General features: G+C 44.6%; 15 protein-coding genes. 14 read left to right on the top strand and 1 reads right to left on the bottom strand.

Translation table 11 applies throughout. The features are described 5' to 3' along the window. Positions 1-180 precede the first annotated feature (180 nt). A complete protein-coding gene (locus tag ACOXXR_RS06970) occupies positions 181-2,448 on the bottom strand; it encodes an ATP-dependent Clp protease ATP-binding subunit (RefSeq protein WP_120701159.1) in 2,268 nt (755 codons plus the stop codon). Between the two features lie 229 nt (positions 2,449-2,677). Here ACOXXR_RS06970 and ACOXXR_RS06965 point away from each other — a divergent pair, with 229 nt between their 5' ends. From ACOXXR_RS06965 to ACOXXR_RS06900, 14 genes are all read left to right on the top strand, one after another. After that, positions 2,678-2,908, top strand: coding sequence for a DUF1797 family protein (locus tag ACOXXR_RS06965; protein ID WP_048687767.1), 231 nt, complete (start codon positions 2,678-2,680; stop codon positions 2,906-2,908). Positions 2,909-3,064: 156 nt separating this feature from the next. Beyond that, a complete protein-coding gene (locus tag ACOXXR_RS06960) occupies positions 3,065-3,919 on the top strand; it encodes a bifunctional methylenetetrahydrofolate dehydrogenase/methenyltetrahydrofolate cyclohydrolase (protein ID WP_414278999.1) in 855 nt (284 codons plus the stop codon). 133 nt (positions 3,920-4,052) lie between these two features. After that, positions 4,053-4,895 (top strand): NAD(P)H-hydrate dehydratase, encoded by an 843-nt coding sequence (locus ACOXXR_RS06955; RefSeq protein WP_414278998.1) that lies wholly within the window; start codon positions 4,053-4,055, stop codon positions 4,893-4,895. Between the two features lie 124 nt (positions 4,896-5,019). Next, positions 5,020-6,360, top strand: coding sequence for an exodeoxyribonuclease VII large subunit (xseA, locus tag ACOXXR_RS06950; RefSeq protein ID WP_414278997.1), 1,341 nt, complete (start codon positions 5,020-5,022; stop codon positions 6,358-6,360). After that, entirely contained in the window at positions 6,338-6,550 is a 213-nt protein-coding gene (locus ACOXXR_RS06945) for an exodeoxyribonuclease VII small subunit (protein WP_006596769.1), read from the top strand. Before xseA ends, ACOXXR_RS06945 begins: the two co-directional genes overlap by 23 nt. Continuing rightward, entirely contained in the window at positions 6,547-7,434 is an 888-nt protein-coding gene (locus ACOXXR_RS06940; protein WP_270288849.1) for a polyprenyl synthetase family protein, read from the top strand. Before ACOXXR_RS06945 ends, ACOXXR_RS06940 begins: the two co-directional genes overlap by 4 nt. After that, positions 7,415-8,230 (top strand): TlyA family RNA methyltransferase, encoded by an 816-nt coding sequence (locus ACOXXR_RS06935; RefSeq protein ID WP_023022499.1) that lies wholly within the window; start codon positions 7,415-7,417, stop codon positions 8,228-8,230. The genes ACOXXR_RS06940 and ACOXXR_RS06935 overlap by 20 nt, the downstream gene beginning before the upstream one ends. Continuing rightward, on the top strand, positions 8,223-8,654 hold the full coding sequence (locus ACOXXR_RS06930; RefSeq protein ID WP_023022501.1) for an arginine repressor: 432 nt from the start codon (positions 8,223-8,225) through the stop codon (positions 8,652-8,654). Before ACOXXR_RS06935 ends, ACOXXR_RS06930 begins: the two co-directional genes overlap by 8 nt. A gap of 7 nt (positions 8,655-8,661) precedes the next feature. After that, on the top strand, positions 8,662-10,326 hold the full coding sequence (recN, locus tag ACOXXR_RS06925; RefSeq protein WP_425931832.1) for a DNA repair protein RecN: 1,665 nt from the start codon (positions 8,662-8,664) through the stop codon (positions 10,324-10,326). A gap of 16 nt (positions 10,327-10,342) precedes the next feature. After that, positions 10,343-11,074, top strand: a complete 732-nt coding sequence (locus tag ACOXXR_RS06920) for a metallophosphoesterase (protein WP_270307799.1) — start codon at positions 10,343-10,345, stop codon at positions 11,072-11,074. 83 nt (positions 11,075-11,157) lie between these two features. Further along, on the top strand, positions 11,158-11,991 hold the full coding sequence (locus ACOXXR_RS06915; protein WP_425931834.1) for a DegV family protein: 834 nt from the start codon (positions 11,158-11,160) through the stop codon (positions 11,989-11,991). Positions 11,992-12,125: 134 nt separating this feature from the next. Then, a complete protein-coding gene (locus ACOXXR_RS06910) occupies positions 12,126-12,401 on the top strand; it encodes an HU family DNA-binding protein (RefSeq protein ID WP_006596762.1) in 276 nt (91 codons plus the stop codon). 119 nt (positions 12,402-12,520) lie between these two features. Continuing rightward, positions 12,521-12,676, top strand: a complete 156-nt coding sequence (locus ACOXXR_RS06905) for a hypothetical protein (RefSeq protein WP_023022508.1) — start codon at positions 12,521-12,523, stop codon at positions 12,674-12,676. Between the two features lie 277 nt (positions 12,677-12,953). Then, entirely contained in the window at positions 12,954-13,415 is a 462-nt protein-coding gene (locus ACOXXR_RS06900) for a Fur family transcriptional regulator (protein WP_023022509.1), read from the top strand. Positions 13,416-13,498 lie beyond the last annotated feature (83 nt).

The following is a 13,498-nucleotide window of genomic DNA, read 5'->3' as shown; positions in this document are numbered from 1 at the left end:
GGACAGAAATCGGTCATTCGTTAGAATTCGATTTCGTCGTCCCACCTCCGCACAGTTGAGTAGGGCTATAAAAGCTGACGAAATCAGCGTAGTAGAGCCCACTCAACCACTGCGTCTTGCTCGACAATCCAAAGACAATTGAGAGGCTAGGACTTTTGTCCTAGCCTCTTTTAAATGCAATTATTCAGTTACTTTTTCTGCCTCGTTTGCAGGTTTGGTCTTTCCTTTAATGCTAATATTTCCATTGCTGGTCATGACTGCCTTGAGTTGTTTTTCATTTGGATTTTCAAGGTAGTAATCGGTAATCGCATCTTCAATATAGTCTTGAATGGTACGACGGAGTGGGCGGGCCCCCATTTTTGGATCGTATCCCAGATCGACCAATTTTTCTTTCACCTTCTCTGTCACATCCAGATGAATCTCATTTTGTGCGAGACGTTGATTGACTTCATCCAGCATGAGAGTAACGATTTGAAGCAGGTTTTCTTTTGAGAGAGGTTGGAATTCAATGATGCCATCAAAACGGTTCATGAATTCAGGGCTAAAGAAGTTCCCGAGTTCTCCAAGTACAGAGTTGGTGCGACCTTCACGAGCTGCTCCAAAGCCAACATTGGCCTCCGCTTTGCCAGTTCCAGCATTAGAGGTCATGATGATAATCGTATCTTTAAAGCTAACGGTACGGCCTTGACCATCTGTCAAGCGACCATCATCTAAGACTTGAAGGAACATATGCATGACATCAGGATGGGCCTTTTCTACCTCATCTAGAAGAATAAGAGAGTAAGGGTTGCGACGTACTTTTTCAGTCAGCTGGCCAGCTTCTTCATAGCCGACATAACCTGGAGGAGCACCGACCAATTTGGCAACGGCATGTTTCTCCATGTATTCACTCATGTCAAAGCGAATCATACTATCAGCAGAACCGAAGAGTTCGATGGCCAATTGCTTGGACAACTCGGTCTTCCCGACACCAGTTGGTCCAACAAAGAGGAAGCTACCGATTGGACGGTTTGGCGTTCCAAGTCCTACCCGATTACGACGGATAGCCTTAGCAATTTTTTCAACAGCCTCATCTTGGCCGATGACATGAGCTTTTAAATCAGCAGCCAAATTAATCAATTGAGACTGTTCTTTTTCTTTCAAATCTCCAACTGGAATATTGGTCTTTTGCTCAACAATGTGTTCGATAGTCTTTTCGCTAATGACGGGCGTATCTTGGTCGGTGACCTGTTGCCCTTGCATTTCTTTGTACTTAGCGATTTGGTCACGGAAGTAGGCTGCTTTTTCAAAATCTTCATCCCGCGTCGCTTGGGCCTTGAGATTTTCGGCTTCAATTAAGCGCTGGTCAATGACTTTGGGATCGACAAAATTGAGGGTCAAATTCATCTTAGAGCCTGCTTCGTCCAAGAGGTCAATGGCTTTGTCGGGCAAGAAGCGGTCTTGGATATAGCGATTGGAGAGGAGAGCTGCAGCCTCAATAGCACCATCTGTGTAGTGGACGTGGTGGTAGTCTTCGTATTTCTTTTGAATGCCTTTAAGGATGGTAATGGTTTCTTCAACCGTTGGTTCATCCACCTTGACTGGTTGCATCCGGCGTTCAAGAGCAGCATCTTTTTCGATAATACGATACTCATTGAGTGTTGTGGCACCAACTAATTGCAATTCACCACGAGCGAGAGCCGGTTTGAGGATATTTCCTGCATCCATGTTGCCATCACCTGCAGATCCTGCTCCTACAATTTCATGGATTTCATCGATAAACAAAATGACATCTTCACGGCGACGGATTTCTTCCATTAGTTGTTGCATCCGTTCTTCAAATTGTCCACGAATCCCAGTCCCTTGAACCAGGCTAACAACGTCTAACCGAATAACTTCCTTGTCTTGTAATTTATAAGGGACATCGCCATCGACAATCTTCTGGGCCAGGCCCTCTACGACAGCTGTTTTTCCGACACCAGGTTCTCCAATCAGAACAGGGTTGTTTTTGGTTCGGCGGTTTAAAATTTCAATAACTCGGAGAATTTCGCCGTCACGGCCAATGACTGGATCAATGTCCCCACGGCGAGCGATTTCAGTAACATTAATTCCAAACTCTTCTAGGAGTCCTTTTGGTTGTTGTTTGGCTTGAGGTCTATTTGGTCCAGTAGCTCGACCGTTCCCATTTTGTCCGTAGCCATTTCCACCTCCATATCCTCCTCCTGATTGGGTCGGTGGCGTTTGAGGTTCTTGGGGAGCTTGGAAGTTGCCCAGTTGATTGAAGAAATCTTCAAAAGGATCCCGCCCTCCGCGATTTTGTTGGTTTAATCCTGCCAGGAGACTATTGTTAGGATCGGTTTTCATAATTTGATAGCAGTTCTGGCAAAGGTCTACTTGTTGTTGGTGACCATTCACATTCGTATAAAGATGAATGGTTGAATCGTTTATTTTACAGTTTTGACAAAGCATTCTCTTACCTCTTTCTCTAGGGTAAAAAGTGTAGAAACTATTGGTCAGAAATAGTCAAACTTTTATAGTTTCATTATATCAGTATTCTAAAAGTTTGCAAGAATTTAGTATGAAGTCCGGTTTTAGGCATGGAATAAAGAGGAAAAAAGCGGAAAAGTTGATTTTTATTGGAATTTCCTCCTTCTTTTATGATAGAATAGGAGAGTAGAAAGTAAATAGGAGAATCAAAATGGAATCACATTTGGTACGAATTATCAGCCGTTTGGAAGCAATGACAAAAGACGGTGGAAACTTAAAACGTAATTTTGAACGTGAAGGAGTTGTAGTCGCTGAAGTAGCCTACAACCATGATGAAGAAAATGGATCAGTATTTACTCTTCGTGATGTAGAAGCGCGTGAGACCTATACATTCGATAGCATTGACTTAATTGCAATGGAAATCTACGAATTGTTGTACTAAGAAGTATCAATCAAGAGTCTAGAGCATCTAGTCTCTTTTTTGTTGGAAGAAAACTGTTATAGTTTCTTCCTATAATCTTATCTAATCAAGAAGTGTTAGGAGCAGGTCCACAAATCTGATATAATAGAGAAGATATTGAATAGAAAAGAGATTGAGATGACACATGTGATTGATGGGAAGGCCTTGGCAGTAAAATTACAGGGAGAATTAGCTGAAAATACAGCACGTTTAAAAGAGGAAACAGGGGAGGTACCTGGTTTAGTGGTGATTTTAGTGGGAGAAAACCCAGCTAGTCAGGTCTACGTACGAAATAAAGAACGCTCGGCTCTTGCTGCGGGTTTTCGTAGCGAGGTGGTCCGCTTACCAGAGGCTACTACACAAGAGGAACTCTTGGCACTTATTGACCGCTACAATCAGGAACCGCTCTGGCATGGAATTTTGGTCCAGTTGCCTCTACCAGCACATATCGACGATGAGGCTGTCTTACTAGCCATTGATCCCAATAAGGATGTCGACGGCTTCCACCCCCTTAATATGGGCCATCTTTGGGCGGGTAATCCGGTCATGGTTCCCTCAACTCCTGCGGGGATCATGGAAATGTTCCGGGAATACGATATCGATGTTGAGGGGAAAAGTGCAGTCGTTATTGGTCGCTCCAATATCGTTGGAAAACCCATGGCCCAGCTTCTATTAGCTAAGAATGCGACGGTGACCTTGACCCATTCACGGACCCATCATTTAGCAAAAATTGCAAGAAAAGCGGATATCCTAGTGGTGGCTATCGGCCGTGCCAAATTTGTTACAGCTGACTTTGTCAAAGAGGGAGCAGTCGTCATTGATGTGGGGATGAACCGCGATGAAAATGGCAAACTATGCGGAGATGTCGACTACGATACCGTGGCACCACTTGCTAGCCATATTACGCCTGTTCCTGGTGGAGTGGGTCCTATGACCATTACTATGCTGATGACTCAGACCTATGAAGCGGCTGTTCGGGCTTTGAAAAAATAAACCAGCTTGGATGAAGTCGGGACAGTGTTTGGAGCGATAGACAGATTAGAAAAAATTTTGAAGGTTGGAACTTACTTTCCTGCCTTTTTTTAGTCTAAACGTGATAAAATAGAGGAAGAAAGAAGGAAAGCTTATGTTAAGAGTTGACCAAACATTGCTGCAACAAGTTATTGTTAGTCGTCAGTCAGACTCCTACAAGGGTGACTATGGTCGTCTTCTCTTGATTGGAGGAACCTACCCTTACGGGGGAGCGATTATGATGTCTGCTTTGGCAGCTGTGGAGAGTGGAGCGGGGCTTGTCACGGTTGCGACAGATCAGGAGAACATCCCTGCACTCCATAGTCAGCTACCCGAAGCCATGGCATTTGCTGTGACTGACCAAGAATTATTGGCTGATCAAATCGCAAAAGCAGGCGTTATTTTATTGGGGCCAGGCCTCAAGGACAATGATCTAGGGACACACCTTGTACAGTTAGTTTTTGACAGGGTTCAGTCTCACCAAGTGTTGATTCTAGATGGCGGAGCAATTAGTATCTATACTCGCTTAGCGTTGCCTCTTCCTCAAGCTCAGTTGGTTTTCACTCCTCATCAGAAAGAATGGGAGGCGATGTCAGGTCTAGCAATTGGGGAACAAGGAGAAGATAGGACACAAATGGCTGTGGGAAAACTTCCAGAAGGATCTATCTTAGTTCAAAAGGGACCTCAGACCAAGATTTGGCAACAAGGACAACCAGACTATTACCAACTAACAGTTGGGGGACCTTACCAGGCAACTGGAGGTATGGGCGATACCTTGGCAGGCATGATTGCAGGATTTGCAGGCCAATTTCCACAGGTTGGACTCTATGAGCGCGTGGTGGTGGCTACTCACCTTCATTCGGCTATTGCTGAAGACTTGAGCAAGGAAGTCTACGTGGTTTTGCCGACAGCGATTAGTAAAGAAATTCCCAAATGGATGAAAAAAAATAGCCAATAGGAAAAGTCGATAGAATAGGAGCTTCAGATCATGAAATCTGGGGCTTTTTCCGTAGGTAGAATCAGCTTTTTCCGCTTATTTTTGGTATAATTTATACTAGAATTTTCCGTATGAAAGGGGAACCATGTCAGAGTATTTATCGGTATCCAGTCTGACCAAATACCTCAAGTTAAAATTTGATAAGGACCCCTATTTGGAGCGGGTCTATTTGACGGGTCAGGTCTCGAATTTCCGGAAGCGTCCCAACCATCAGTATTTCTCTCTAAAGGATGAAAAAGCCGTGATTCAGGCGACTGTTTGGGCGGGGATCTATAAGAGTTTTGGCTTTGAGCTAGAAGAAGGCATGAAGATCAATGTCATCGGTCGGATCCAACTCTATGAGCCAAGTGGAAGTTATTCCATTGTCATCGAAAAGGCGGAGCCAGATGGCGTCGGTGCTTTAGCTATTCAGTTTGAGCAGTTGAAAAAGAAACTCCAGGAAGAAGGGCTCTTTCAAGAGAAGTTCAAACAGGCCATTCCCCAGTTTTCCAATAAAATCGGGGTTATTACCAGTCAGAGTGGGGCAGTTATTCGGGATATCATCACCACTGTCACTCGGCGTTTTCCTGGTGTGGAGATTCTCCTTTTTCCAACCAAGGTACAAGGAGAAGGAGCTGCCCAAGAAATTGTCGCCAATATCCAAAAGGCCAATGCTCGGACGGACTTAGATGTCTTGATTATCGGTCGTGGTGGTGGGTCTATCGAGGACCTGTGGGCTTTTAATGAAGAGCCGGTTGTGCGGGCTATTTTTGAGTCCAGAATTCCCATCATTTCCAGTGTGGGCCATGAGACAGACACCACTCTGGCAGACTTTGTAGCAGATCGCCGGGCAGCCACTCCTACAGCTGCGGCTGAGCTGGCAACGCCTGTGACCAAGTTGGACCTGCTTAATCATTTGCAGAAGCAGGAGGGGCGGATGGCAACCGCTATGCGCAACCGCCTAGTATATAATCGGGAGCGCCTGCAAAAACTGAGCCAATCGGTCATCTTCCGTCAACCAGAGCGGCTGTATGACTCTTATCTGCAAAAATTAGATCAGATTCAATTGCGACTGAAACAGGCCGTGTCAGAGTCAATTACCAGAAATAGCCGTCAGTTACAAGAACTCCGCCATCGGCTGGCTTCTCAAGCGCCCCAGCATCAGCTGGAGCGCTATCGAGACCAGATTCTCCAAATGGAGCGATTGATGATCTTGAAAATCAAGGAGCTCTACCAAACAAAAGCAGCAGATGCCAAGCGCCTATCAGAAGCTCTCTTGATGTTGGATACCAGTCGCATTGTGGCTAGAGGCTACGCCTTGGTACAGGCTGGAGATCAGGTTTTGGATAGTGTGGATACAATCAAAGAAAAGGATGCCTTGACGCTAGTCATGCGGGATGGGCAAGTAGAAGTAGAGGTAAAGCATGTCGAAAGAAAAGAAATTTGAAGAAAATTTAGCTGATTTGGAAGCTATTGTCCAAAAATTGGAAAGTGGGCAAGTGCCTCTCGAAGAGGCCATTTCAGAGTTTCAGAAAGGAATGAAGCTATCAAAAGACTTGCAAGAAACGCTGGATCAGGCTGAAAAGACCTTGGTCAAGGTTATGCAAGCAGATGGCTCAGAAACGGAACTGGTATGATCTTAGAAGAAAAACTGCAAGGGGTCGAAAAAGCGATTGAAGGCTTCTACGAGGCCAAACAAATCGCTCCCCGTTTGGTAGAATCCATCCTTTATTCAGTCCATGCAGGGGGCAAACGGATTCGGCCTTTGCTCTTATTGGAGTTGCTGGAGGCTTTTCATGCTCCAATCCTTGAGGCTCATTTTCAGGTGGCAGCCGCTCTTGAAATGATCCATACGGGAAGCTTGATCCATGATGATCTACCAGCGATGGATAATGATGATTACCGTCGTGGTCAATTGACCAACCACAAAAAATTTGGGGAAGACCTAGCCATCTTAGCAGGAGACTCTCTCTTCTTAGATGCCTTTGGCTGTGTGGCAGAAGCGGACCTTCCAGCTTCTATTCGGGTGCAACTGATTGCCTTATTATCGGATGCTTCAGGGACAGCTGGGATGGTGGCAGGCCAAGTCTTGGATATGGAAGGGGAAGGAGCGAGCCTGAACTTGGACCAGTTGCAAGTCATCCATGCCAATAAGACGGGACGACTGCTAGCATATCCTTTCCAAGCTGCGGGGATCCTCTTAGAGCTTGAGCCAGCTGTTGCGACTCTCTTAGAGGAAATTGGCCTCCATTTAGGCTTGGCCTTTCAGATTCGGGATGATATTTTGGATGTGATAGCCGATTTTGCCTCTTTAGGGAAAACCCCTCAGAAGGACCTGCAGGCAGAAAAGTCGACCTATCCTGCGCTACTTGGTCTAGATGGAGCTCAGGCTTATTTGGATCGAGAGTTGGATGCCTGTGAGGACTTGCTCGATCGCATTTCTAATCAAGTTTCCTTCGAAGGGACTGGAATCAAGAACATAATAGAAAGACTGAGAATTCATGGTCAAGGAAAGAGTTGACGTACTGGCCTACAAGCAGGGACTATTTGAAACCCGGGAGCAGGCCAAACGCGGTGTGATGGCTGGTTTGGTCGTTGCGGTCCATAATGGCGAGCGCTTCGATAAACCAGGTGAAAAAATTGATGAAGCGACTGAATTAAAACTCAAGGGTGAAAAACTCAAATATGTCAGTCGAGGTGGTCTCAAGTTAGAAAAGGCCTTGGCCCTTTTTGAGATTGACTTGCAGGACAAGATCACGCTAGATATTGGTGCCTCAACAGGGGGCTTTACGGATGTCATGCTCCAAAATGGAGCTGCCTTGGTCTATGCAGTGGATGTAGGGACCAATCAGTTGGCTTGGAAACTCCGTCAGGATCCTCGTGTCATCTCGATGGAGCAGTTCAACTTTCGCTATGCGACGTCTGAAGATTTTGAGCAAAGACCAAGTTTTGCTAGTATTGATGTTAGTTTTATTTCCCTCAACCTTATCTTGCCTGCTCTTCATGGGATTTTGCAAGAAGGAGGCCAGGTGGTCGCTCTAGTCAAACCCCAGTTTGAAGCTGGTCGGGAGCAGATTGGAAAAAATGGGATTATCAAGGATGCCAAGGTCCATCTGTCCGTCTTGGAACAGGTTCAAGGCTTTGCGATAGAACATGGCTTCTCCGTCTTGGGAGTGGATTATTCTCCGATTCAAGGGGGCCATGGCAATATTGAATTTTTACTTTATTTAGAAAAAAATACCGGGCAAAATCGTCTCGATCAGCAAGAGTTTGTAGCTGTCGTCGACAAAGCCCACACTGATTTTAAACATGAATAGTAAACAAAACCGATTAGAAAAAATACGACGCTTTATCCGAGAAAATAAAGTCGGCACTCAGGATGCAATTGTCGAACATCTGAGGGAAGCGGGAATTTCTGCGACACAAGCGACTGTTTCCCGTGATATTAAAGAGTTGGGCATTATTAAAACGCCATTAAAAGGTTCAGCCTATGTCTATGAATTGCCACGTGTCCAACATAGTGGAAAATTAGCAGAAAATAATCTTCAATCTTTTGAACGCATGGGGAGTTTTCTGACCCTCAAGCTTGTCCCAGGGACAGCCTATTTAGTCAAGCGCCATCTACAGGAAGATTTCGATGACATCATCTTTAGTATGATTTCAGACGACAATAGTATTTTTATTGTGGCCCGCTCGGAAGAAAAGGCTCAGTTTATCGAACAACGATTGATGGAATGGTAGGAGAGAGATGCTATTAGAAATTTCAATTAAGAACTTTGCCATCATTGAAGAAATCGCTCTGAATTTTGAAACGGGGATGACGGTTTTAACCGGTGAAACTGGTGCAGGAAAATCCATCATTATCGATGCCATGAATATGATGCTAGGCAGCCGGGCAACGACAGATGTGATCCGCCACGGGGCTCCTAAGGCTGAGATTGAAGGCCTCTTTGCGATTGACGAAAACCGTGCTCTTCAGCAGTTATTTGAGGAGCAGGGCTTAGAATGGGCAGAGGAGTTGATTATTCGCAGAGAAATTTTCCAGAATGGCCGGAGTGTCAGTCGGATCAATGGGCAGATGGTCAACCTCTCTGTCCTCAAGGCCGTTGGTCAGCATTTGGTAGATATTCATGGTCAGCACGATCAGGAAGAACTGATGCGGGCTCCATTGCATATCGCTATGCTGGATAGCTTTGGGGAGGATGCTTTTTTTGCGACCAAGAAGGCCTACAGAGAGACCTTTGAGAATTATAAGTCCTTGCGCAAGCAGGTCTTGCAGATCCAAAAAAATAACCAGGAAAACCAAGCTCGAATCGAGATGCTGGAATACCAAATTTCGGAAATCGAGGCAGTGGCCTTGTCCCTGGATGAAGATGTCCAGTTAGAGCAAGAACGGCAACGCCTGCTAAATCATAAGATGATAGCAGATACCCTAAGCAATGCCTACGCTATGCTGGATGCAGAAGACTTCTCCAGTCTTAGCAATGTTCGATCGGCCATGAATGATCTGCAAAGTATCGAAGAGTATGATCCGGACTACAAGACCTTGTCTGATCAAATGGCTGAGACCTACTATACTCTGGAAGATCTGACCAAACGCTTGGAGGATCTGGTAGATGGCTTGGACTTTGACGGCAACCGTTTGATGCAGGTAGAAGCTCGATTAGACCTGATCCACTCAATTACGCGTAAGTACGGCGGTCAGGTAAAAGATGTCCTTGATTATTTGGAGCAAATCAGTAAGGAATATAGCCTGTTAACAGGAGGTGGAACCTCTTCTGAAGACTTAGAGAAAGAACTCAAGTCTATGGAAGGCCAGCTGGTTGCCCTGGCCAAGGAACTGAGTCAAGGGCGCCATGCCTTAGCTCAAGAGCTGGAAGCAGAAATTCAGCAGGAATTGGCGGATCTCTACATGGAAAAAGCCCGTTTCCAAGTGCGTTTTACTCCATCTAAGTTTAATCGGGAAGGAAACGAAACGGTTGAATTTTATATTTCGACCAACCCTGGAGAGGACTTTAAGCCTTTGGTAAAAGTAGCCTCAGGTGGTGAATTGTCCCGTCTTATGTTGGCCATCAAGTCCGCCTTTTCTCGAAAAGAAGGCAAGACCAGTATCGTCTTTGACGAGGTGGATACAGGGGTATCTGGTCGGGTCGCTCAAGCCATTGCTTCTAAGATCTATAAAATTGGACGTTTTGGTCAGGTGCTAGCCATCTCTCATTTGCCTCAGGTAATTGCAGTAGCCGATTACCAATTCTTTATCGAAAAGGTGAGTGACGAATTTTCAACGGTTTCGACCGTTCGCTTGCTCAGTCATGAAGAACGGGTAGAAGAAGTAGCCAAGATGCTTGCTGGTGAAGATGTGACAGAAGCAGCCCGCCTGCAGGCGGAGCAATTGCTAAAACGGCCAAGCTAAGAAGAAAGGAACCGATATGGGAAGCTATTTCGTAGTGGGAGATATTCATGGAAAAGCAGGCATGTTGGAGGAACTGATGACCCATTGGGATGGTCAGTCTCGGCTGGTTTTTCTCGGAGATTTGATAGACCGTGGGGAAGATAGTCGTAGAGTTATCGAACTGGTCAAAGATTTTGTCGACCATCAAGGGGCAATCTGCCTCTCTGGTAACCACGAATACATGTTTTTAGCCTGGATCGATAACCCGATCGAACGCTATGACCATTACCGACGAAATGGTGGTGATACCACGATCAACTCTCTGCTTGGCCGTCCCCTAACGACTCCAGTCGATGGAGTAGAGGATGCTCGTCGCGTGCAAGAGACTTGTGGGGACCTCGTCGCTTTCATCCGTTCGCTTCCTTTTGTTTATGAAACAGAACACTATATTTTCGTGCATGCTGGGATTGACTTGACTCTAACGGACTGGCATGAAACGACGGATTACCAAAAAGTCTGGATTCGCCAGCCCTTCCATGAAGCAACCAATCAGACAGGAAAGACCATTGTTTTTGGCCATACCCCTGTCCACTATCTCTTGGATCAAAAGATTGGAACCAAAGAACTCTGGGTGACCGAAGATGGGAAGATTGGCATGGATGGTGGGGCTGTTTATGGTGGTGTCCTCCATGGTATTCTCTTTGATGAAAATGGAATGAGGTCCGATGTTGCTTTGGTTAATGATGGATTTGCAGCCATCGATGATTAAGCAAAAAGGACTTTGTCCCACAAAAGCCTAGAAAATTTGATATAATAGAATGGATATATCTAAGAAAAGATTGTAGGAATGTTATGTCACAAGTAAAAATTGTTACAGACTCATCCGTAACGATTGAGCCTGAAGTTGTTGAAAAATACGGAATTACCATCGTTCCCCTCTCTGTTATGGTGGACGGTGTTCTCTACTCAGATGCGGAATTAACCGAAGGTGAGTTCCTTCAGTTGATGAAATCCAGTAAAAACCTTCCAAAGACTAGCCAACCTCCAGTAGGTGTGTTTGCAGAAATCTTCGAAGACTTGGCTGAAGAAGGGGCGCAAATTATTGCAATCCATATGTCTCATGCCTTATCAGGTACAGTGGAAGCTGCACGTCAAGGAGCTACCTTAGCCAATGCAGATGTAACAGTTATCGATAGTAGCTTTACGGACCAAGCCATGAAATTCCAAGTGGTCGAAGCAGCAAAACTGGCTCAAGAAGGTGCTAGCGTAGAGGAAATTGTAGCTCGCATTGAAGAGGTCAAGCAAAATTCTAGACTCTATATTGGGGTTTCTACTCTGGAAAACCTGGTTAAAGGAGGCCGGATTGGACGTGTAACTGGTTTATTGAGTTCCCTTTTGAATATTCGGGTCGTCATGGAAATGAAGAACGATGAACTGCAACCGATTGTCAAAGGACGCGGACAGAAAACCTTTAAAAAATGGTTGGACGAGTTGATGCAAGACTTATCCGGTAAAGAAATCGCTGAGATAGGAATTTCCTATGCCGGTGGACCTGACTTTGCTAACGAAATGAAGGCGCAATTACAGCCTTTGGTTGCAACTCCAATCTCTGTTTTGGAAACAGGTTCGATCATTCAAACCCACACTGGTGAAGATGCTTGGGCAGTTCTTGTCCGATTTGCATAGAAGCCCGTCAATAAAGGAATTTATTCCTACATAAAAGTTTATAAAAACAGGTTTAGTACTTGACCTAAAAGCATTTTTTAGATATGATAGAGATGTTAAGGGTAAAACCTAAAAAAAATTGGAGGATTTGTTAAATGGCTAACAAACAAGATTTGATCGCAAAAGTGGCAGAAGCTACAGAATTGACTAAAAAAGACTCAGCAGCAGCAGTTGACGCTGTATTTGCAGCTGTTTCAGAATACCTTTCAAAAGGTGAAAAAGTTCAATTGATCGGTTTCGGTAACTTCGAAGTTCGTGAACGTGCAGCTCGTAAAGGTCGCAACCCACAAACTGGTAAAGAAATCAAAATCGCTGCTTCTAAAGTTCCAGCATTCAAAGCTGGTAAAGCTCTTAAAGACGCAGTTAAATAATTGTGATTACGAAAGTTCCTTCTAGCTTGCTAGAGGGAACTTTTTGTATTGGAGTCCTTTCTAGACAGGGCCTATAAATAGGAGTATAATAGAAAAAAGTGAGAAATGGAGGGTGGGCCATGAGATGGATTTTTGGAATCTTTGTTCTACTCATGATTAAACCAATTATTTATCTATTGAAAGGTCTCTGGTTTATTGTGGAACTCTTCTTTATGTTCCTCTTTGTTAAATTTTTACTAGGAACCATGAGATGGATCCTTAATTGGGGAAGTTAAGAATAGAATACAAAAGAGAGTGGGACAGAAATCGGTCATTCGTTAGAATTCGATTTCGTCGTCCCACCTCCGCACAGTTGAGTAGGGCTGTAAAAGCTGATGAAATCAGCGTAGTAGAGCCCGCTCAACCACTGCGTCTTGCTCGACAATCTAAAGATAATTGAGAGGCTAGGACTTTTGTCCCAGCCTCTTTTCTTATTTACAAACATTCTAATTAGGCAAAATTTGGCATTCGTGATATAATAGTTTTAAAGAAGAGACAGAAAGGGGGAAGACCATGCTAGCTTGTTTAACACTTGATTCCGTTCAACAACAAAAAGTAGAAGATGTATTGCAACACTTGCGTGAAAAATCTGTACGGATTACAGAGACGCGTCGAGCGGTCCTTTCCTATCTTGTCAAAAGCCAGGAACATCCAAGTGCGGATGCCATCTACCAAGATTTAAAACCAGCCTTTCCCAATATGAGCCTGGCAACCGTTTATAACAATCTCAAGGTCCTCATTGATGAAGGCTTTGTCTCTGAGATAAAAGTACGCAATGATACCACGACCTACTTTGATTTTATGGGACACGATCATTTGAATCTGATTTGCGAGTCTTGTGGGAAGATTGACGATGTTGACATCGAAGTTCCAGACGTGAGAGCAGAAGCGAGAGAAAAAAGTGGCTACATCATTACCAAGTGCCAAACCACCGTTTATGGAATCTGTCCAGAGTGTCAGAAGAAGCAATTATAAGCAAACCTCTTGTTAGAGGTTTTTTTGTTTGGTATGGTTTGCGGAAAAAGATAGAGAGGAAAGATTTAGAAGCTGATGAGTGA

The organism is Streptococcus sp. KHUD_013, from assembly GCF_052588545.1.
The sequence above is the reverse complement of the archived record's forward strand: the minus strand, read 5'-3'. Positions and strand labels throughout refer to the sequence as shown.

Bases quoted from the DNA above. Each gene is read 5' to 3' on its own strand.
- ACOXXR_RS06955 (WP_414278998.1), top strand. From the start codon at position 4,053: ATGTTAAGAGTTGACCAAACATTGCTGCAACAAGTTATTGTTAGTCGT.
- ACOXXR_RS06970 (WP_120701159.1), bottom strand. From the start codon at position 2,448: ATGCTTTGTCAAAACTGTAAAATAAACGATTCAACCATTCATCTTTAT.
- ACOXXR_RS06960 (WP_414278999.1), top strand. From the start codon at position 3,065: ATGACACATGTGATTGATGGGAAGGCCTTGGCAGTAAAATTACAGGGA.
- xseA (WP_414278997.1), top strand. From the start codon at position 5,020: ATGTCAGAGTATTTATCGGTATCCAGTCTGACCAAATACCTCAAGTTA.
- ACOXXR_RS06920 (WP_270307799.1), top strand. From the start codon at position 10,343: ATGGGAAGCTATTTCGTAGTGGGAGATATTCATGGAAAAGCAGGCATG.
- ACOXXR_RS06915 (WP_425931834.1), top strand. From the start codon at position 11,158: ATGTCACAAGTAAAAATTGTTACAGACTCATCCGTAACGATTGAGCCT.
- ACOXXR_RS06935 (WP_023022499.1), top strand. From the start codon at position 7,415: ATGGTCAAGGAAAGAGTTGACGTACTGGCCTACAAGCAGGGACTATTT.
- ACOXXR_RS06905 (WP_023022508.1), top strand. From the start codon at position 12,521: ATGAGATGGATTTTTGGAATCTTTGTTCTACTCATGATTAAACCAATT.
- recN (WP_425931832.1), top strand. From the start codon at position 8,662: ATGCTATTAGAAATTTCAATTAAGAACTTTGCCATCATTGAAGAAATC.
- ACOXXR_RS06910 (WP_006596762.1), top strand. From the start codon at position 12,126: ATGGCTAACAAACAAGATTTGATCGCAAAAGTGGCAGAAGCTACAGAA.
- ACOXXR_RS06930 (WP_023022501.1), top strand. From the start codon at position 8,223: ATGAATAGTAAACAAAACCGATTAGAAAAAATACGACGCTTTATCCGA.
- ACOXXR_RS06945 (WP_006596769.1), top strand. From the start codon at position 6,338: ATGTCGAAAGAAAAGAAATTTGAAGAAAATTTAGCTGATTTGGAAGCT.
- ACOXXR_RS06940 (WP_270288849.1), top strand. From the start codon at position 6,547: ATGATCTTAGAAGAAAAACTGCAAGGGGTCGAAAAAGCGATTGAAGGC.
- ACOXXR_RS06965 (WP_048687767.1), top strand. From the start codon at position 2,678: ATGGAATCACATTTGGTACGAATTATCAGCCGTTTGGAAGCAATGACA.
- ACOXXR_RS06900 (WP_023022509.1), top strand. From the start codon at position 12,954: ATGCTAGCTTGTTTAACACTTGATTCCGTTCAACAACAAAAAGTAGAA.